This window comes from Streptomyces xanthophaeus (genome assembly GCF_000725805.1).
Lineage (GTDB): Bacteria > Actinomycetota > Actinomycetes > Streptomycetales > Streptomycetaceae > Streptomyces > Streptomyces xanthophaeus.
Genome location: NZ_JOFT01000017.1, coordinates 348,687 through 367,352, shown reverse-complemented (window position 1 = coordinate 367,352; position 18,666 = coordinate 348,687). Strand labels below are relative to the sequence as shown.

Below are 18,666 nucleotides of genomic sequence, written 5' to 3'. Positions count from 1 at the left end.
CCTCCGTATCCAGTGTGGCAGTGTCGGGCGGCCCGGGCAGGGCCGGTCACACGGAGAGGTGGCGCCACTTCTCGTGCACCGTCACCCGGCTCAGCCGCCAGCCGTCCGCAGTGCGCTCCAGGAGGAAGGTGTAGCGCCCGGCGGCGACGAAATTGGGCGCGGTGGGGCCCGCGGCCTCCTCCGGCCCGGCCAGCCGCATCGGATTGAGGAAGTCCGCCTGCACCTCGGCGCGGTCCCCGGGCGAACCGCCCAGGTCCTCCAGCCGCACCAGCCGGTTGACGACGAGGTGCTGGCGCACGGGGAACAGCTTCATGGTCTCCGCGAGCCAGTCGGCCACCTCCCCGGCGGGCCCCTCGATGCCGCCCGCCGAGCTGTAGTCGGCCCGGCCACCGGCGGTGAACAGGGCGCGGTACGCCGCCCAGTCGCCGTCGTCCACGGCCACCGCGTACCCCGTGACCACCTCGTCGACGGCCAGCCGGTCCATTACGGTCGCGAGGTCCACACGCTGCGTCATCGGGTCAGTGTGGGGCTGCGGGCGCCCGACGCCAAGGGTCTGTTCCCGACGGGCTCGCCGAAAACGGCTCCGCGGGCCCGTCAGCGGCCGGAACGCACCTCCCGCTGCCGGACCACGACGAGGAACGCGTCGCTGTCCAGGTCCATGACCACCTCGGCCGGCACGCCCTCGCGCATCCGCTGCGCCGCGTACTCCTCGGCGGGCCAGCTCCCCCTCGGACTTCCGGCCGGAAAACGCTCCAGCACCACTCGACCCATTGGGACACCCCCTGCTGCTTGCCTTCAGGTCTCTGTGGGTCAACGACGCGCAGGCCGCCCGGGAACGTTCCCGGGCGGCCTGCGGTTCACGCGAAGTGGTGGTGCGGGGTCGTGCTACGAGCCGGACTCACCCGCGTGGGGGCTCAGGACGTCCGTGCCGATCAGCGCGAACAGCAGGATGCCCAGGGCGATCCGGTAGATCACGAACGGCATGAAGCTCTTGGTCGAGATGAACTTCATGAACCAGGCGATCACGGCGTAGCCCACGAAGAAGGCGATGACCGTCGCGAAGACCGTCGGCCCCCAGGAGATGTGCCCGGGGTTCTCCACCACGTCCTTGATCTCGAACGCTCCCGAGGCCAGCACGGCCGGGATGGCGAGGAGGAAGGAGTAGCGCGCCGCGGCCTCGCGGGTGAAGCCCAGCAGCAGACCGCCGGAGATCGTCGCGCCGGAGCGGGAGACGCCCGGGATCAGGGCCATCGCCTGGCAGAGACCGAAGACCAGACCGTCCTTGACGCCCAGCTCGCCCAGCGTCTTGCGCTCGCGGACGGCGCGGTGCCGGCCGCCCTCCTCGTCGCGCGCGGCCAGCCGGTCGGCGACGCCCAGCACGATGCCCATGACGATCAGGGTGGTGGCCGTCAGCCGCAGGTCACGCGCCGGACCCACGATCGCGTCCTTGAACACCAGGCCCAGGACACCGATCGGGATCGAGCCGACGATCACCAGCCAGCCCATCTTCGCGTCCTGTTCGGAGCGCAGGGCCTTGGTGTAGAGGGACCGGAACCAGGTGGAGACGATCCGCGCGATGTCCTTGCGGAAGTAGATCAGCACGGCGGCCTCGGTGCCGATCTGGGTGATCGCGGTGAAGGCCGCTCCGGGATCGTGCCAGCCGGCGAACGCCGCGGTCAGCCGCAGGTGGGCGCTGGAGGAGATCGGGAGGAACTCCGTAAGCCCCTGGACGAGACCGAGGATTAGGGATTCGAACCAGCTCATGTCGGGGTGCGCTCGTCCTTGTGATCGTCGGGCAGTTCGCGTCCGATGCTAGGGCCCGTGCGAGGCGCCGCTGACCACAGGGGGGTGCTGGGGCACCAGTTCGTACGCCGATACGGGCGTTCGAGGCGCTGCCAGCCGGTGCCGCTTGCGCCAGGCGACGGCCGCACCGGCCGTCATGGAGAGCGCGATGAAGCCGAAGGAGATCAGGAAAGCGGGGGAACCGGGGGTGGAAGCACTGGCTCCGGCGATCACGTAGGCGGTGGTGTTCGGGACCACGCCCAGCCCCGTGGCAAGGAGGAAGGGGGCCCAGCCGCAGCGCGACACCGCCGCGCAGTAGTTGCCCACCACGAAGGGCACGCCGGGGAAGAGCCGCAGCGCGAGGACCGAGCGGAAGCCGTGCCGGCTGAGCTGGCCGTCGGCCGCCTCCAGCCAGCGGCCCCGCAGCAGCGGACGCAAGGCCTCCTGGCCCAGGACCCGGCCCAGGCCGAAGGTGATGCCCGCACCCAGCACCGAGCCGCCCACCGCGGCCACCAGCCCGAACTGCGCCCCGAAGAGGGCGCCCGCCGCCAGGTTCAGCAGGGGGCGGGGGACGAAGGCCGCCGCGCACACGCCGTACGCGACCGCGAACAGTACGACCGCCGCACCGACCGGCAGCCCCACGGGCCAGCCCTCCGACAGGAAGCGCTGGGGCTCGAACAGCAGCACGCCCGCCCCCGCTGCCGCGAGGAGCACGACGAGCAGCGACAGCCGGACGCGCGGCGCGAGGAGGAGGGACATTCCGGGAGCGTAACCGACCCGTACGGCGTCGCGCCGTAATCTGTGCCTCACCCGGGAGAACCCCCGGCGACGCCCGGGCTCCGCACGGTGACCCGCGTCACCATGGGCCCCGGCGGGCGCGCCCCCGGCGCCCGCGGCGCTCCGCGGCAGCGGGGGGCTCGCCCAAGAGCTGCCGGGGACAAGGAAATTCGGTCGACGGCCCGCAGGCCGTCCGGCAGGATCGGGGACATGTCCCGGTACGCCTTCCCCGCAGCGCCGTCCGCAGTCGCGGACGCGCCGAAGGCTGCCGCAACGGAATTCGCAGGCGCACCCGCCTTCGCCGCAACCGGCGGCGCACGAAGCTGACCCTTCCCGGATCGTCCGGCGGACCCCGCAGGGGGAGGGTCGGTTCGGTTCAGGGGTCCCGTCCAGGCTTCGAGCTACGGGAAATCATCATGGCCAAGACGGCCTTCGTGCGGACCAAGCCGCACCTCAACATCGGCACCATGGGTCACGTCGACCACGGCAAGACCACCCTCACCGCCGCCATCACCAAGGTCCTCGCCGAGCGCGGCGGTGCCTCCTTCGTGCCGTTCGACCGGATCGACCGGGCCCCCGAGGAGGCCCGGCGCGGGATCACCATCAACCTCACGCACGTCGAGTACGAGACCGGCACCCGGCACTACGCCCACGTGGACATGCCGGGCCACGCGGACTACGTGAAGAACATGGTCACCGGCGCCGCGCAGCTCGACGGGGCGATCCTCGTCGTCTCCGCCCTCGACGGGGTCATGCCACAAACCGCCGAGCACGTGCTCCTCGCCCGCCAGGTCGGCGTCGACCACATCGTGGTCGCGCTCAACAAGGCGGACGCCGCGGACCCCGAGCTGGCCGACCTCGTCGAGCTGGAGGTCCGCGAGCTGCTCACCGCCCACGGCTACGGCGGGGACGGCGCGCCGGTCGTCCGGGTCTCCGGACTCGCGGCGCTGGAGGGCGACCCGCGCTGGACCGGGGCGGTCGAGGCGCTGCTGGACGCGGTCGACACGTACGTGCCGACGCCGGTGCGGTACACGGACGCGCCCTTCCTGCTGCCGGTGGAGAACGTCCTGACCATCACCGGGCGCGGGACCGTCGTGACCGGCGCCGTCGAGCGGGGCAGCGTACGCCTCGGCGACCGCGTGACCCTGCACGGCGGCGACGAGGGCTCCGACCAGACGGTGGTCGTCACCGGGCTGGAGACCTTCGGCAAGCCGATGGAGTCCGCGGAGGCCGGGGACAACGTCGCGCTGCTGCTGCGCGGGGTCCAGCGCCACCAGGTGCGCCGCGGGGACGTGGTGGCCGCCCCCGGCAGCGTGAGCCCCAAGCGGCGCTTCACCGCGCAGGTGTACGTGCTCTCCGCCCGCGAGGGAGGCCGCAGCACCCCGGTGGCCAGCGGGTACCGGCCGCAGTTCTACATCCGGACCGCCGACGTGGTCGCGGAGGTGGACCTGGGCGCGGCCGGGGTGGCCCGGCCCGGGGAGACGGTCACCATGACCGTCGAGCTCGGACGGGACGTGCCCCTGGAGGCCGGGCTCGGCTTCGCGATCCGTGAGGGCGGCCGGACCGTCGGCGCGGGCACGGTGACCACCGTGCTCGGCTGATCCGGACCCCTCTGTGGTGGCGGCGGCGTGGCTGCGTCAGACTGCCGTCACCACGGGCGGACACGGAGGGCGGGCCGGGATGAGCGGCGAGACGGCACTGGTACTGGGCGGCGGCGGACTGACCGGCATCGGCTGGGAGTGCGGGATCCTCTACGGACTCGCGCGCGCGGGCGTCGACCTCACCGCCGCCGACCTCGTCGTCGGCACCTCGGCCGGTTCGGTGGTCGGCGCCCAGCTGACCTCCGGACTGCTCACCCCGCAGGAGCTGTACGAGCGCCAGCTCGGCGACGCCACCGGGGAGAGCAGGGCGAAGCTGGGGGCCGCCGTGATCGCCCGGTACGCCCTCGCCATGGCGCGCTCGCGGAACCCGAAGGCCTACCGGCAGCGGGTCGGCGCCATGGCACTGGCCGCCCGCACGGCCGCCGAGGAGGCCGAGCGGCGCGAGGTACTGGCCGCCCGCCTGGTCTCGCACACCTGGCCCGAGCGGCGGCTCGTCGTCACCGCCGTGGACGCGCACACCGGCGAACCGGCCGACTTCGACCGGGCCGGCGAGGCCGGGCTGGTCGACGCCGTGTCCGCGAGCTGCGCGGTCCCCGGGGTGTGGCCGCCGGTGACCGTCGGCGGGCGCCGGTTCATCGACGGAGGCGTCCGCTCCGCCACCAATGCCGACCTGGCCGCCGGCTACGCCCGGGTGGTGGTCCTCGCCCCGATCGCGCTCGGCTCCGGGCTCGTCCCCTCGCCCGCCGCCCAGGCCGCCCGACTGCGCGCCGCGGGCGCCCGGGTGCTGGTGATCACCCCGTCGGCCGCGGCCCGCAAGGCCTTCGGCCGCAACGTCCTCGACCCGGCCCGCCGGGACCCGGCCGCCCGGGCGGGCCTGGCGCAGGCCGCCGCGCACGCCGCCGAAGCGGCCGCCGTCTGGTCGGGCTGAGCCCGGCCCGACAATGGTGGGGTGAGCGACGAACAGATCCCGGTGATCCGGGACGTGGGCCAGGGCACAGCCAAGCTGATGCCGGACGTGGACCGGGACCGGGCCTGGCTGCTGACCGTGAACGGCGCTCCGCAGTCGTACGTGGACCTGGACGAGCCCGAGCACCTGGAGTTCGAGTACGTACGCCGCCTCGCCCACGTCCTGGACTGCGCCGCCGGGCCCGGGCTCGCCCTGGACCTGCTGCACCTCGGCGGCGGCGCGCTGACCCTGCCCCGCTACGCGGCGGCGACCCGGCCCGGTTCCCGCCAGACCGTCGTGGAGTTCGACGCGGCCCTGGTGGACCTGGTCGCGGAGCACCTGCCGCTGCCCGAGGACTCCGGGGTCACGGTGCACGCCGCCGATGCCCGGACCTGGCTGGAGACGGCGCCAGCGGGGAGCGCGGACGTGCTGGTGGCCGACGTGTTCGGCGGCGCACGGGTACCCGCCCAGCTGACCTCGGTGGAGTACGCCCGCGAGGCGGCGCGGGTCCTGCGGCCCGGAGGGCTGTACGCGGCGAACCTGGCCGACGGGGCCCCGTTCGCCTTCCTGCGGTCGCAGCTGGCCAACTTCGGCGAGGTCTTCGGCGAGCTCGCGCTGATCGCGGAGCCGTCGGTGCTGCGCGGCCGGCGCTTCGGCAACGCGGTGCTCCTGGCCTCCGACGCCCCGCTGGAAGTCGCCGCGCTGGCCCGCCGCTGCGCTGCCGACGCCTTCGCGGCCCGGGTGGAGTCCGGGGCCCCGCTGGACCGCCTCATGCGCGGGGCCCTGCCGGTGGCGGACGCGGACGCCGTGGCCTCCCCGGAGCCGCCGCAGGGTGCCTTCAGCCTGGACTGACGGCGTCCCGGGCTGCTCCGGCCGGTGCGGCCGGTGTGGCTGCTCCGGCCGGGGCCGGCTCCTTGCGGGTCACCCGGCGGACGTCGGGCACGAGCAGGACCAGCGCGGTGACCACGAGGACCAGGACCGCGCAGCCCCACAGGGCCTCGGAGCGGCCGAAGGCCGATTCGGCCGGACCCGCCAGGGCGGTGGCCAGGGGGAGCATCGACACCGAGCCGAACCAGTCGTAGGCGGAGACCCGGGAGAACTTGTCCTCCGGGATCTCCTGGTGCATGGTCGTCATCCAGTTCACGCCGAACACCTCGAGCGTGACCCCGCTGACGAACATCACCGCGCACAGCCCCCACACCGGCAGGGGCACCGCCAGCCCCGCGGAGGGCAGCGCCAGCGGGAACACGCACACGGTGCCGACCAGCAGCAGCCGGCGGGGCTTCCACACCATCATCAGGACGGCTCCGGCCATGGTGCCGACCCCGAAGAAGGCCAGGGCGATGCCCCACGGGGCGGGTCCGCCCAGCTGGTCCCGGGCGACGACGGGACCGTAGACCGCTTCGGCGGCGCCCACCACGGCGACCACGACGGAGAACTGGAGCACGATGCTCCACAGCCACGGCCGGGTGCGGAACTCCACCCAGCCCTCGCGCAGATCGGCCAGCAGCCCGCCGCCCGGAGCCCGTTCGGGGATGCGGCCGACCCGGAGGAAGGCCCGCAGGGCCCCCGCGACCGCGAAGGCCGCCGCGTCCACGGCCAGGACCCAGCCCGGCCCGATCGCCGCGATCATCGCCCCGCCGAGGGCCGCGCCGCCGAGCGCGGCGCCGTTCATCGCCATGCGGAACAACGCGAAGGCGCGGTTGGCGTGTTCGCCGGAGACGGTGGCCAGCAGCATGCCCTCGGCCGCCGGGTTGAAGAAGGCCGTGCCGGTGCCACAGAGCGCGGTGAGCAGCATCATCTGCCACAACTGCGGGTCCCCGGTGAGGACGAGCAGGGCGAAGGCCGCCTGCGAGACGCAGTTCAGGACGTTGGCGGCCACCATCACGTGATGGCGCGGGAGCCGGTCGGCGATCGCACCGCCGACGAGGAGGAAGAGGACCAGCGGGAGCGTACGGGCGGCGGCCACCAGGCCGACGTCGCCGACGGACCCGCCCGCCTCCAGGACGGCGAAGGAGGCCGCGATGTGCGCTCCGTGGCTGCCGAGGTTCGTGACGACAGCCGCGCCCGTCAGCAGGCTGTAGTTGCGGCCCGCCCAGTCGGGCCGTCGGCGGCGGGGTGCGGGCGTGCGCGGCGCCGGCTTGAGGGGAGGGGGTGCGGGTGGAGAGCTCACCACCGGACTCTGTCCGGCCCGGGCCGGGAATCCAAACGAATTTCCGGCCCGGGGGAGTGGCGAGGAGGGGATCAGCCAGTGGTGAGGCGGACCGAGCTCGCGATCTTGTCGTAGGTCTCCTGGGTGACCTCGCCCTGGACGCCCACCCGGCTGTGCAGGATCCAGCTGGAGAAGTCACCGTTGGTGGTCTTGAAGCTGAAGGCCATGGAGCGGCCGTCGGAGGAGCACTTGTTCTCCTTCGGCAGCCCGCTCGCGGTCGCCGTGGCCACGTGCCCCTTCAGACCCGAGGAGGAGGTGAACTCCTTGGCCTCGGAGACCTTGATGGACTCCTTCGGAGCCTTCTGGGCGTAGGCGCCGACGACCCAGCTGGCGGCCGCGTTGCGGGAGGCCTCGCCCGTGTCCTTGGCGCCCTGGGCGCCCTTGGTGCCGGTGCCGGCCAGGCCGTAGGTCTCCTCACTGCCGTTCTTGTCGGAGTCGAACTTGCACCAGTCCTCCTTGAGGTAGGCCGGTGCCGACATGCTGACGAACGGGGTGCCGTCGTTCTTCGTCTCGTCCGAGAAGCCGGTGATGACGCCCGAGCCGGCGACGTTCCACTCGGGCGGGACGTCGAAGGCCGTGCCGTACTTCGGATTGATGACGACCTTCCAGCCCGGGATCACGGGCTTGATGTCCTCACCGGCGCGCGGGTTCGCGCTGCTGCCGGCGGGGGCGGGCGCCGCACTGGTGGGCGGCGCGGAGGAGGAGGCCGGGGGCTTGTCGTTCGCCTCGATCTTCTTGTCGTCGTCCCGGGTCAGCACGAAGGCGCCGGTGGCGGCGGCCGTCACGACGACCGCCGAGGCCGCCACGATGGCCACGGTCTTGGTCGAGAACGGGCTTCCGCCGCCGCCCTGGGGTGCCTGGGGTGCCTGGGGCTGGCCCCAGGACTGCACGGGAACGGTCGGGGGCTGCTGGTATCCCGGCTGCTGCGGGTACCCGTAACCGGGCTGCTGCTCGCCGTGTCCCGGCTGCTGCTGGTACGGGTTCGGCTGCCCCGGCTGTCCCGGCTGCTGCTGGTACGGGTTCTTCTGCGCGTCCTGGGGGTCGGGTTCGCCCCCGGGCGGCTGCTGCTGTCCTGGCCACATGGCCGGTAACGATAGTGGGAGCGCAGCGGCGGAGCCACGGCCACCCCCGGCTGGAGTCTGGCCAAGGTGCTCTACTCGCGGGTAACATCGCGCGTCATGAGCGCAGACCAGATGAACGTGGGCGAACTGCTCGCCGCGACCGTGCCGATGGCCCGGACCCTGAACCTCCAGTTCCTGGAGACCACTCCCGAGCGTGCGGTCGTCCGGCTGCCGGACCAGCCCGACTTCCACAACCACGTCGGCGGCCCGCACGCGGGCGCCATGTTCACCCTCGCCGAGTCCGCGAGCGGCGCGATCGTCCTGGCCGCCTTCGGCGACCAGCTCTCGCGCGCCGTGCCGCTGGCCGTCAAGGCCGAGATCGGCTACAAGAAGCTGGCCAAGGGTGTCGTGACCGCCACCGCCACGCTCGGCCGCCCCGCGGCGGAGGTCGTGGCCGAACTCGACGCGGGCGGCCGCCCCGAGTTCCCGGTCACCATCGCCATCCAGCGCGAGGACGAGGCCGTGACGGGCGAGATGACCGTGGTGTGGACCTTGAGGCCCAATGACCAGGGGAAATGACCCGAAGCTCAGTAGCTGAGCACACTGTGGTCACTTCCGTTTCTGTTACGCGGAGTTGGCACACGTAGCGTAGCGGAGAGGAAGGCGTCTACGGCGCGGGACCCGCGATCACCCGCATCGTTCCGGCCGTGGACGTACCGATCGAACGTGATCTGCGGGTCCTGGTGGCCCAGCCAATCCGCCACGTCGACTGGCGACTCACCCGCCTCGATCTGGCGTGTCGCGAAGATGTGCCGCAGCATCCGGACCCCGTTCTCCGGCGACGCGGCATACTTGGTGGCGCCGGGGCCCGGGGTGTCCGGCATCACCCCTGCCTGGACCAGGGCGGGCTTCCAGACGTCGGCATTGAAGACCTTGGAGCTGACCACCCGCATCTGCGGCGTGGTGAACATCAGCCGCACCGACCGCTTGCGGAACTGCCGGTCCGCGCGCGCGTCCGGGTCGTACCAGGGCAGCACCACCTCCGCCGGCGGGAACTCCTCCGCGTGCAGGGCCAGCACATCGACCAGCCCGTCAGACAGGGGCGAGCGGCGCACCTTGCCCCCCTTCGGCAGCTTGAAGCACCACCCGTGCCCCGGTACCCACTGCACCTGACGGACCACGTTCACCCAGCCGCCCTCCGGGTCGAGATCGTCAGGGGAGACGCCGATCAGTTCCGCGGGACGCAGGCCGGAACCGACGCCCACCGCGCCCTTCGCCCGGTACCGCTTGGGGAGAGCCCGGATCACAGCCGACGTCTTCTCGTCCGTCCACACGTGCACGCGGCGGGAGACGGGGGAGCCCCTCCGGGCGCGCGGCTTGACCGGCTGCACCGAATCCGCCCAGCACGGATTCGTGCCCAGCAGGCCGTCGTCCACCGCCGCGGTCAGCATCGTCGCCAGCGTCGTGAAGATCGACTCCCCGTAGGTCGAGCCGGCGTCCAGGCACTTCACGAAATCCCGGATGTCCTTCGCGTTCAGTCTCGCCACCACCCGGTCCCCGAGGATCGGGTTCACATGCAGCCGCAGATGCCGCTCGTACTGGGCCAGGGTGCCGACGTCGCCCTTCTTATCCAGCCAGCGCGCCCCGTACGTCTCCACCGTCACCTCCTTCGACTCCGGTACCAAGTACGTTCCCGATCGCAGCCGGTTCTCTATGTCGGTCTTATGCGCCAGGGCCTGCGACTTGGTCTTGAAGCACGGCGCACACTGACGGCCGTCGGGGTCCCGGTAGCGGACGCGGTGACGCTTGATCGTCATACCGTGCTCCGCGGTCGGGTACTTCGGCGTCCTCGCCGTCCCGCACCCGCATGGCTCGTCTTCCGGCTTCGGCCGGTTCTTGTGCCACCGGTCGTCATACGTCGCCATTAGCGCGCGCGCCTCCTCGTGTTGGTTTTCGTCTCTGGGTTGATCACCCGGGTGTTCTTCTTCTGCCACGCCTTGACGTCGGAGGGCTGGTAGTAGGCCCAGCGATGTCCCGGGAGCATTACGTACGCCGGACCCTGTCCCGCTGACCTCTTGTTGCGCAAGGTCTTGGCGGCCAAGCCGAGATAGTCGGCGGCCTCCGCGGTCGTCCACAGCCGGTCAGTTACACAGCTGGACGCGCTGGCGGCGCTTGGGCGCATAAAAATACTCCAACGTATCAAGGAGCAGTGAAGGGCATCGAGGTGCCCTAGAACTAGCTTCTTGAACGCGGAGTGGAGTCCTTCGAGATTGATACCGGTTGCGCTGATGCGAGAGCAATCCAACCACTCGCGTCGACCGGGACGCTGCGGGACACGCCGGGCCTCTTCGCACGGACTCCTCAGAGCGTGGCCCTGCCACTGCCTGTATGCCCTCCTGCGGCGGCTCTCGCGCGCGAACTACGCCGTCTGAGTTAATTACCTACAGGCATTTATGCTCCAAAAATCATGAATGGTTGATTGGTGCCGGTTCGCCACACTCGAACGAATCGGGAGCCTCACCATGCCCACCTTCTCGCCGCACCGTCTGCTTGCCGCACGTATTCAAGCCGGACTCAGTCAACCCCAACTCGCCGCGCTCATCGAGCGGACGACCTCCGCGGTGTGGACCTACGAGAACAACAAGGCGATCCCGCCCAACCATGTCGTCGGGCTGATCGCGCAGGGCCTCGGGATCAGCGCCGTCGACCTCTACGAGCCCGACCCGACGGACCCCGTCCTGCGGGCGCTCACCGAACTCCACCTTCTCGAAGCGCAGCACGGCCGCGACGAGACTGCGGCGCCCCCGCTGCAACGACGGTGGGCCCGTCGCCCCGCGGCCGCCCCGATCGCTGTCTGACCCCCGGAAACGCCAACAGCCCCGGCCTGCACCGGCGCTGAGGAGGAACTCGAATGGAGCATTTTGTGTCAGCACCCACTATCCGCCCCCCAGCTGCCGCACCGGTACGCGACTCGCCCCACCTCCCCGACGGAATGACCGTCGCACGGGCCGTGAAGCTGCTGACGGCCCGTCCTGGATCTCTTCCGCGTGCCGGTGGCGACCTGGTGCCGTTGATGCGTCCGACGTCCTACAGCGGTCGCCTGGTGGCCCTCCAGCGCCTCGGTGTTGTCCAGGGTGAGCGCCGCCCCTGTATGGACGTGCGGGTGCGCTACCTCAGCCACGAGGGCAACGTGCTTGACGACGGTCCGCGGCGGCTTCACCTCGCGCACCACCTGCGCCAGCTCGGCGGCCCGGTCGGCAGCTGGGCGTTGGGCTGGTGGGTGCCGCTCCACCGTCACGGCGAGCAGTGGCGGCCGATGGCGCACGCGACACCGCGCGTACGGGGTCGCACATGACGGAGGCCCCGCGTGGGGGCCTCGATCACATCCCAACGCGGCGCCAACCCATGGAAGCCGCTGATGACATCCACCCGACAGGAGCGCAATCACCAATGACAGCTTACCCCGAAACGTCCGATTTTAAGCAATCGCTTAGCTCGGAATGCACCCGCCTGGGGGACTCCGCCGAGCGCCTGCACCGCATGGGCCTCTACCTGTTCCCGGCCGACCACCCGCATCTCCCCGAACCCGCCTGCTTGCGGATGCACCACCCCGAACAGATCCGCGCCGAACGGGCCAAGGGAACGCTCCACCCGCGCGGTAAGCACCCCACACTGCGGTGGTCCTCGGCGGCTGCGAACGACCCGTCGACCGCGGCACGCTGGTACACGGGTACCCCCCGCAACATCGGGATCGCGTGCGCGCCTTCTGGCCTCCTGGTCCTGGACGACGACACCGGAACCGCCCTCGCCGACCTGTGCGCCGACCACGACCGCGAGATGCCCAAGACCTTCACGGTCGGGACCCGGGCCGGCCGCCGCCACCACTATTTCCTCCAGCCAGATCCCGAGACCCCGCTGGGCAACGGTCTCGGCGCGCTCACCGGCCGCGGCTTCGACATCCGGGGCGGCGCCACCGCCACCTCCGAACACGGCGGCTACGTTATCGCCCCCGGCTCCCGCCACGAGACGAACGCGGTCTACACCGCCTGCGACTGGGACGCCGACATCATCCCGCTGCCCGGGTGGATCGCGTCTCTGCTGCGAGCCACCCCGCTCAGCCCGCGCCGCCGCCGGGGAGAGGATCCGGTAGACGCCTCGGACCTGGTGGGCGTCCTCGCGAAGCTCCGGGACCAGGACGAGGGGAACCGCAACAACCTGTTGTGGTGGGCAGCCTGCCGTTGCGCTGAGGCTGTGCTGGACGGGGTCGATGAGACTGCTGTCCGCGGCGTCCTCGGCGTGTGCGCGGAACGGCTCGGGCTTACCGCCTGGGAGGCCCGCAACGCCCTCACCCGCGCCGTTCGTACTGTCGCCCGGCAGGTGGCGGCATGACCACCGACACGACATGGGCCGCGTTCGACCGCGCCGTCGGTGATGCCGACGCCCCCCACCGTCGGCACGTCCCCGAGGTCCGGGAGCTGATGCAGCAGGTAGGACTCCTCGGCACAGAAAATGACTCCGCCGCCGGCCCGGAGCGCGTAGCCGAGCAAGTCGGAGACGACGACCCGCAGTATGACCAGGACCTTGTTGAACGTCGGCGACGCGCGGTCGAGGAGGAGAAGGAGCGGGTCCGCCAGCAAGATGCGGAAGCCGCGGAAGGGGGCTGGGTTCGCCAGGACCCCGGGCCCTACCTCGATGGCACGTACACCCCCGAGAAGCCGACTGTGGGCGAACGGAGCGACGGTGAACCGCTGCTCTACCGGCAACGCAGCCACTCCTTCTCGGGCGAGCCGAACGGCATGAAGAGCTGGTTCCAGCAGCACAACGCCCGCGTAGAGCTGAACAAGGGCAACCACGTCGTCGTCATCGACTTGGAGGACGGCCTGGGCCTCTACGTGGACCGCCTCCAGCGGATGGGCGTCGACAACGACGCCATCCTCCACCGGCTCCACTTCTTCTCTCCGGACCGGAAGCCCGGAGAGAGCGCCTGGCAAGTGATCAAGCGGTACGCCGAACTCTCCACCCTGGTCAACATCGACTCGATGACGGCCGCGCTCAGTCTGTTCGGGATGAAGACCAACGACAACGACGACGCCGCGACCTTCGCCCGCGAGTTCATTGGCGCCTTGTGCCGCATTCGATGCCTGGACGGCCTCGGTGGCCCCGCGGTCAGCGTCAACGACCACGTGGCCAAGGACCCGGCAACCCGCGGGCGCTGGGCCGTCGGCGCGGGCTACAAGCTCGGCGGTCTCACCGGCATCCAGTTCGGCGTTCGCCTGGTGAAGAAGTCCAGCCCGGCCCGAAAGGGCTGGTCCGTCATCACCGTGGAGAAGGACCGCGTGGGTGAAGTCCTCGCCCTGTGCGTCGAAGAGGAAGGGCGCGACGTCCTCGGAACGTTCTCCGTCGACCCCACCCAGGGCCTCGGCCTCGCCGTCGCACTCGTCCCGCCGAAGGAGCCGAGCGAGGAGAAGAGCGGACCCGAGCGGCCGACCTACCTCATGCAGATGGCTTCCGAAGTGTTGGAGGAATTCAAGGCCAGCCCCACGCCGGCACCGTTGGCGTCGAACGCCATCTTCGAGCGGATCAAGTCCAAGGGGATCAAGTGCCGGAAGGAGAACGTGCTGCGGGCGCTCGACATCCTCGTGAACGAGGGTTTTGTGGAGCGGGAGATCAAGGGGCAGTCCCACCTCCACACCTTCACCAAGTCGTTCGTTGACACGCCTTGGCAGACCGGCGACCAGGACGACGTCGAGCAGGACGGGGCGTCCAACATTTTCGAGCAGGACATCGACCAACCGGTTCCGAACCGGTTCCCAACCGGTCCCGGAGCCGGGCCAGAGTCCAACCGGTCCACCGGTCCCACCGGTCCCGCCCCCTCTAGGGGCGGACCGGAACCGGGAACTGGTAGCGAAGTTTCTGTTGGTGAAGATGAAGGCCAAGAACAAGAAGTCGAAGACGCCCCAGCCAACCGCTCGAAATCGAACTCCCGCACCCCCGAGCCGAACGCCACCCGCGTCGCCACGAAGGCGGAGCGGCGCGAGCAGGAGCACCTCGCCCGCCTGGAACGGATCGCCACCGAAGTCCTCGTCGCGTCGCGCACCGGCCGCACCCGGAGCGGCCTGTGCCACTGCGGCGTGACCGAGGTCGGCATGGACACCGGCATCTGCACCGGCTGTGCCCAGGAGGAGCTGACACTACGCGGCGAGGTCGTCCCCGCGCCCTCCGCGGAACGTTCGGAGCTGCTGCCTGCGGAGGCGCCGACGAATCAGCCGGAGTCGAAGAAGCGCAAGGGCGTCGGCCGCGGAGTCGGAGGTGGCCGGAAGCCGTCCACCACTCCGCAGCAGGACGCCGCGATCGTCAAGCTTGCGCTTGCCGGGGAGACGTACGAGCAGATTGCCGCGGACTTCAAGGTCTCGATCGGCACCGTCAAGAACCGCGTTCGCGACGCCCGCAAGGCCAAGGTGGACGCCTGCGACCACGTTCCGCAGCACATCCTCGGAACGACGACCTGACTGCCTGCTCCGGCCCGCTCGCGAACGTCACATCGAATCGCGCGAACAGGCCGGTGCGGGTGACTGCGCTTAGATGCGCGAGAACGGCTTGAGGAAGCGCAGCAGCTCGCGCAGCACCTCAACGGCTCGCCCTGCCCGCTTCGAGTCCGGTGCAGCACCGCGACGAAGACACAGAACGCGATGAGGCTGCTCGTGTCCACGCATGGGCCACGATGCGAGAAGCTGGCGGCGCCACTGTTCTGTCGATGCCGCACACCAACGCTGCCACCCTGCGGGCATGACGATGAGCCAGTTCGGACAGATTTACGCCTTCAGGTACTAACGGCAGATGCAGGGGGAGACGACTGTCGGTCGCCTTGGACCGAGGGCTGCCCACGCGGGCGGGGCTCACAGGACTAAAAGCCCCGAAACTGACTGCGACCGCACGCTTGGCGCTAGTCTTCAAAGGTACTGCTGGCCGCTTAAATGGAGGTGGGTTCGGCGATGACGGATGCTAACCCCTCGCAGGAACTTGTGACGCGTTGGGATGTTCCTCAAGAGAACCTTCCCAAGCAAGTCTTGACCGCAGCGATGGACGGCCGCTTGTTCCTGTTGCCCGACAAGACGATCGATGGGGTTGGAATCTATCGGGACGATGTGGCCGGCCTCGTAAAAACACTGAGGCACAACGGCGTGGATATTGATTTCGCCTCGGTCAGGGAAGACCGGCGGTACCTCAGTGAATACGGCGCCGCCGGTGAGGTGGTGGCGGTGATCGCGCTTGCAGTGGCAGGGAACTATACTGGCGATGTCATCAAGAGCATTGCTCGGACAGCATGGCAACGTGCGCGTTCCGTGATCGGGTCCGCTTCTCCTGGAGAGGAAGTCGAGTCCGCGTATGTGACAGTCAGGATCGCGGAGATCGTAAGGAGTGATCAAGAGACTGTAATTCGCGGCCTGGAGATCACCAGCCCTGTGGCAGACATTGAAAATCTCCTGCGCGGCGCACTTTCTGACCGCCATCCGACAGAACTATCTTCTGGAAGCCCGAGCTCTGCCCCTTCGGAAGACGCACCCGAATGAGGTTTTCGGGTTACATAGTTCGCACCGGCGTTCCCCTTCCTCCGGCATCAGGTCCGGCACGCTTGGCGATGCTACGCCAGGACGGCGTGGAGGCGCTACGGGAGTCCGCGCGCCTGTATGGGGAATGCTGCCGTAGCGTGACGCAAACCTGGGGGTTGGGGCATTCGAAGCTTCCTTCGTGGGAAGCCACTACCAAGTCAATTCAGCGCAATGGCTTACGATCGATGGAATCTCAAAAGCAATTCCTCGTCAAGGTGTGGTCGCCTGCGCGAAAGCAGCTTCGCCGTGAAATTAGCAGGCGGGCAAATGCCTCTCCGCTCAATATTGAACTCCCCGCCCTGCGCGCCAAAAAATTTGACGTCCGACATTACGAAGTGATGGCGGAAGGGCTCGATTTGAATGCGCGCGAACAGGGGCACGTTGATCCTTGGCAGGCCTTGGAAAGAACGGCGCGGGAGTCCCTCGTGCGGGCTGTCGATGCATTCAATTTCCTGGAGGATACAGACCTGTCCGAACTGGCTCATCAGCATGCCCATGGGGTGGCAGCGCTGGTCTGCGGAATCTTCGGATGCCGCATCGAGTATAGCGAAGGTAGCTATTGGGACACCTGTCGGCTCTCGCTGATGCATAAAAGGGTGGGAATGTCTGCCGGATTCACAGCGGCGCGGCGATGCTCCCTGTGTAGAGAAGATATCGACTTATGCCCGCACCTACTCGACACTTCTTATGAAGTTCGGGTCGAGCGTAGCCCCGATGGGACATGTAGTGCCTGCGGGCGCCCTAATTGCTTGCATGGCGATGGTGAAATTGCACGGGTTTACCCACACCCAGTGATGGATGAATTTAGAATCCATGAAGTGACTTTGGTGCGCAGGCCCAGAGACCCGCTGGCCCGCATTTCAAAACTCGAACTCAATCCTGGCCTTCTAGCCCGCACCTTGGGAGGGAATCCCAACGGCCGTGACGTCTCGTGCCACCGATGCCTCCATCCCTGCGCGGGCTTTAAGTCGACTCCGACGGGCTGAACGGCTAAGACCTGGACCGCCGTGCTTCAGGACGCCACATCGCGCTGACCTGCGCTGACGTCCAGATCGGGAGTGCAGCCCCTGCCTGTGGCCCACACATGGCCCACGGGGCGCTGCGAGAGGAGCCCGAGCCAGCGCTTCTTGCCAAGCTGGTCCCGGATGACTACTGGGACCGGAGGGATCACGTCCTGAAGATCTGGCGCTTCCGTCAGTACCCGCAGGGGACTTCCCCCGCGTACGCGTCGGGGAGCCGCTGAAGCATGAGAACGGTCTCCGCAGCTGCTCGGACGCCACGAGGACGGGTATTCCGGCACGATGGGTGCGGAGACCCTGCCGGAGCGCACCCGGCAGAGCCCGCGGCCCAAGGTCTGCTGGATTGGCCGACAGGTCGTCTCGTGCCCAGCTGGGTAGACGATCGCGTCGCCCAGCCGGCGCAGTTCATGGACCTGGCGTCTTCCACAAGGGCTGTCCGCAGCTACATCGCCTGTATCCAGAGGATCAGCAGCGTCACTGCTGCGGCGCCGAGCTTGAACGCGGCTCCGCGCAGTGCGTAGGGAGCGGCGTCGCGCAGGAGCTGGCGAAGGAGGCCGGATTTCTCGGTTGATGAGGTGCTTTTGGACATGGCGAAGTCTCCTTCGGTGCATGTGTGTTGAGGGTCTGCATTTCCCGAAACCCGGGACTGACTGGAGGTTGGGAGCGGCGGACGAGGCTGGCGACTATCCGCGGCGAATCCCGCCAGGAACCGTGTCTCCTCGTGGCCACCAGGGGGCGAACGGTGTCCACCAGCTGTTTTAGGGGAGTGGCCTCTAACAGGCTCTAAAGGCCTCTAAGAACCTCTAGGTAGTCGGAGCGTAAGTTGGCCGGTTTGATGCGGTCATGGCGGGAGTCTGGCATGTCTCCAGTGCAGCCTCACGTCGCTTGGGGTCATATCAGCCAGCCGGAACAGGTGAGTTCCGGTGAGTTCCGGTGAGGCCGTCCGAGGGCTTCCGAGAACAGCTCGTCCGGAACTCACCGGTGGTGCGGCAGGGAGTCCGCCTTGTCGGATGGGTGCGCCGACCGGTCAGCAGCCCCTCGTCTCCGCGGCTGGCCACTCAAGAAACGTTCAGGCCTTCCACAAGACGGTGTTGTGCTCCAGGTCAACGACCTCGATCCACTCCAACCGCGGAATGAGGCGCTCGACCACACGCCAGTGGGCACTGCCCTGGTTCCACTGGGACAGGTGCCATCCGTCAGGGCGTCGTACAGGGATGCCGAGTGACTGGTGGGCGTTGATCGGAACGTGCTTCGTTCCCCAGGGGTGCCACTCGTGCGCGTCCGCCTCCGGGATCTGCACCTGGAAGCGGATGGGGTAGTCCGCCCGGAACGCCCACGGAAGGAGTTCGCGATCCTGCGAGTCGCTGAGGTGCACGGTCTTCGGTACATCCCCTCCCGCGGCGCCCCAGCGGGGTTCCAGGGAGCTGGAGGCCTCGATCGCGGGCCAGTGCTCGGGCTTGGTGAAGTGGTACAGGGTTATCGCCATGGCGGTGACTCTAAGGCTGCGTCAGGGCCGACTCTTCCGGCTCCGCGTAACCGCCTTCACCTGGGCCCCGGTCGACAACTTTCTCGTCATCGGCTAGGCCGGCGAGGGCGGCACGGTGACGCCCCGCCCGGATAGCGGCGGAGGCAGCCAGCCCCGGGCATGAGAAAGAGCG

20 protein-coding genes are annotated in these 18,666 nt (G+C 69.3%); 10 read left to right on the top strand and 10 right to left on the bottom strand.

The features are described 5' to 3' along the window. Nucleotides 1-46 precede the first annotated feature (46 nt). The 4 genes from IO30_RS0112345 to IO30_RS0112330 all read right to left on the bottom strand — a co-directional run bounded on the left by IO30_RS0112345 (nt 47) and on the right by IO30_RS0112330 (nt 2,541). Nucleotides 47-514, bottom strand: coding sequence for a nuclear transport factor 2 family protein (locus tag IO30_RS0112345; protein WP_031142231.1), 468 nt, complete (start codon nt 512-514; stop codon nt 47-49). An 80-nt stretch (nt 515-594) separates the two neighbouring features. Then, the gene (locus IO30_RS45925) at nt 595-771 is read right to left on the bottom strand and encodes a hypothetical protein (protein ID WP_167347255.1); all 177 of its coding nucleotides are present in this window, start codon (nt 769-771) and stop codon (nt 595-597) included. A 114-nt stretch (nt 772-885) separates the two neighbouring features. After that, nucleotides 886-1,764, bottom strand: a complete 879-nt coding sequence (locus IO30_RS0112335) for an undecaprenyl-diphosphate phosphatase (RefSeq protein ID WP_031142229.1) — start codon at nt 1,762-1,764, stop codon at nt 886-888. Nucleotides 1,765-1,812: 48 nt separating this feature from the next. Further along, complete coding sequence (locus IO30_RS0112330) at nt 1,813-2,541, bottom strand: TVP38/TMEM64 family protein (protein WP_031157296.1); 729 nt, start codon at nt 2,539-2,541, stop codon at nt 1,813-1,815. Nucleotides 2,542-2,975: 434 nt separating this feature from the next. Between IO30_RS0112330 and tuf the strand changes: the two genes are divergently transcribed. The 3 genes from tuf to IO30_RS0112315 all read left to right on the top strand — a co-directional run bounded on the left by tuf (nt 2,976) and on the right by IO30_RS0112315 (nt 5,958). Continuing rightward, nucleotides 2,976-4,160 (top strand): elongation factor Tu, encoded by a 1,185-nt coding sequence (gene tuf / locus IO30_RS0112325; protein WP_031142225.1) that lies wholly within the window; start codon nt 2,976-2,978, stop codon nt 4,158-4,160. Between the two features lie 79 nt (nt 4,161-4,239). After that, nucleotides 4,240-5,088: a patatin-like phospholipase family protein gene (locus IO30_RS0112320; RefSeq protein WP_031142222.1), complete on the top strand. Its 849-nt coding sequence runs from the start codon at nt 4,240-4,242 to the stop codon at nt 5,086-5,088. 78 nt (nt 5,089-5,166) lie between these two features. Further along, nucleotides 5,167-5,958 carry a spermidine synthase gene (locus IO30_RS0112315; protein ID WP_051859913.1) on the top strand — a complete coding sequence of 264 codons (792 nt, stop codon included), beginning with the start codon at nt 5,167-5,169 and terminating at the stop codon, nt 5,956-5,958. Here IO30_RS0112315 and IO30_RS0112310 read toward each other — a convergent pair. Both IO30_RS0112310 and IO30_RS0112305 read right to left on the bottom strand, forming a co-directional pair. Next, nucleotides 5,945-7,279 carry an MFS transporter gene (locus tag IO30_RS0112310; RefSeq protein ID WP_051859914.1) on the bottom strand — a complete coding sequence of 445 codons (1,335 nt, stop codon included), beginning with the start codon at nt 7,277-7,279 and terminating at the stop codon, nt 5,945-5,947. The two genes, IO30_RS0112315 and IO30_RS0112310, sit on opposite strands and share 14 nt — an antisense overlap. Nucleotides 7,280-7,350: 71 nt before the next feature. After that, nucleotides 7,351-8,400, bottom strand: a complete 1,050-nt coding sequence (locus IO30_RS0112305) for a DUF8017 domain-containing protein (protein ID WP_031142216.1) — start codon at nt 8,398-8,400, stop codon at nt 7,351-7,353. Nucleotides 8,401-8,496: 96 nt separating this feature from the next. On the opposite strand from IO30_RS0112305, the gene IO30_RS0112300 reads away from it, so the two are divergent. After that, nucleotides 8,497-8,958: a DUF4442 domain-containing protein gene (locus IO30_RS0112300; protein WP_078904648.1), complete on the top strand. Its 462-nt coding sequence runs from the start codon at nt 8,497-8,499 to the stop codon at nt 8,956-8,958. An 8-nt stretch (nt 8,959-8,966) separates the two neighbouring features. Here IO30_RS0112300 and IO30_RS0112295 read toward each other — a convergent pair whose 3' ends face one another. Both IO30_RS0112295 and IO30_RS48105 read right to left on the bottom strand, forming a co-directional pair. Next, the gene (locus IO30_RS0112295; protein ID WP_051902147.1) at nt 8,967-10,196 is read right to left on the bottom strand and encodes a site-specific integrase; all 1,230 of its coding nucleotides are present in this window, start codon (nt 10,194-10,196) and stop codon (nt 8,967-8,969) included. Nucleotides 10,197-10,303: 107 nt separating this feature from the next. After that, nucleotides 10,304-10,561 carry a helix-turn-helix transcriptional regulator gene (locus IO30_RS48105; protein WP_031142210.1) on the bottom strand — a complete coding sequence of 86 codons (258 nt, stop codon included), beginning with the start codon at nt 10,559-10,561 and terminating at the stop codon, nt 10,304-10,306. Between the two features lie 340 nt (nt 10,562-10,901). On the opposite strand from IO30_RS48105, the gene IO30_RS44565 reads away from it, so the two are divergent. The 6 genes from IO30_RS44565 (at nt 10,902) to IO30_RS43320 (ending at nt 16,975) form a co-directional block, all read left to right on the top strand. Then, nucleotides 10,902-11,237, top strand: coding sequence for a helix-turn-helix transcriptional regulator (locus IO30_RS44565; RefSeq protein WP_157853209.1), 336 nt, complete (start codon nt 10,902-10,904; stop codon nt 11,235-11,237). A gap of 215 nt (nt 11,238-11,452) precedes the next feature. Further along, complete coding sequence (locus IO30_RS0112280) at nt 11,453-11,734, top strand: hypothetical protein (protein ID WP_157853207.1); 282 nt, start codon at nt 11,453-11,455, stop codon at nt 11,732-11,734. Between the two features lie 185 nt (nt 11,735-11,919). After that, the gene (locus IO30_RS41870) at nt 11,920-12,768 is read left to right on the top strand and encodes a bifunctional DNA primase/polymerase (protein WP_031142203.1); all 849 of its coding nucleotides are present in this window, start codon (nt 11,920-11,922) and stop codon (nt 12,766-12,768) included. Continuing rightward, entirely contained in the window at nt 12,765-14,888 is a 2,124-nt protein-coding gene (locus IO30_RS0112270) for a sigma factor-like helix-turn-helix DNA-binding protein (RefSeq protein WP_031142201.1), read from the top strand. The genes IO30_RS41870 and IO30_RS0112270 overlap by 4 nt, the downstream gene beginning before the upstream one ends. 483 nt (nt 14,889-15,371) lie before the next feature. Further along, nucleotides 15,372-15,950: a hypothetical protein gene (locus IO30_RS43325; protein WP_078904653.1), complete on the top strand. Its 579-nt coding sequence runs from the start codon at nt 15,372-15,374 to the stop codon at nt 15,948-15,950. Nucleotides 15,951-16,174: 224 nt separating this feature from the next. Further along, the gene (locus IO30_RS43320; protein ID WP_237403309.1) at nt 16,175-16,975 is read left to right on the top strand and encodes a hypothetical protein; all 801 of its coding nucleotides are present in this window, start codon (nt 16,175-16,177) and stop codon (nt 16,973-16,975) included. 475 nt (nt 16,976-17,450) lie between these two features. On the opposite strand, the gene IO30_RS45345 is transcribed toward IO30_RS43320, so the two are convergent. Both IO30_RS45345 and IO30_RS0112255 read right to left on the bottom strand, forming a co-directional pair. After that, on the bottom strand, nt 17,451-17,597 hold the full coding sequence (locus tag IO30_RS45345; protein WP_157853205.1) for a hypothetical protein: 147 nt from the start codon (nt 17,595-17,597) through the stop codon (nt 17,451-17,453). Nucleotides 17,598-18,077: 480 nt separating this feature from the next. Beyond that, nucleotides 18,078-18,494, bottom strand: a complete 417-nt coding sequence (locus IO30_RS0112255) for a hypothetical protein (RefSeq protein ID WP_031142199.1) — start codon at nt 18,492-18,494, stop codon at nt 18,078-18,080. Nucleotides 18,495-18,666 lie beyond the last annotated feature (172 nt).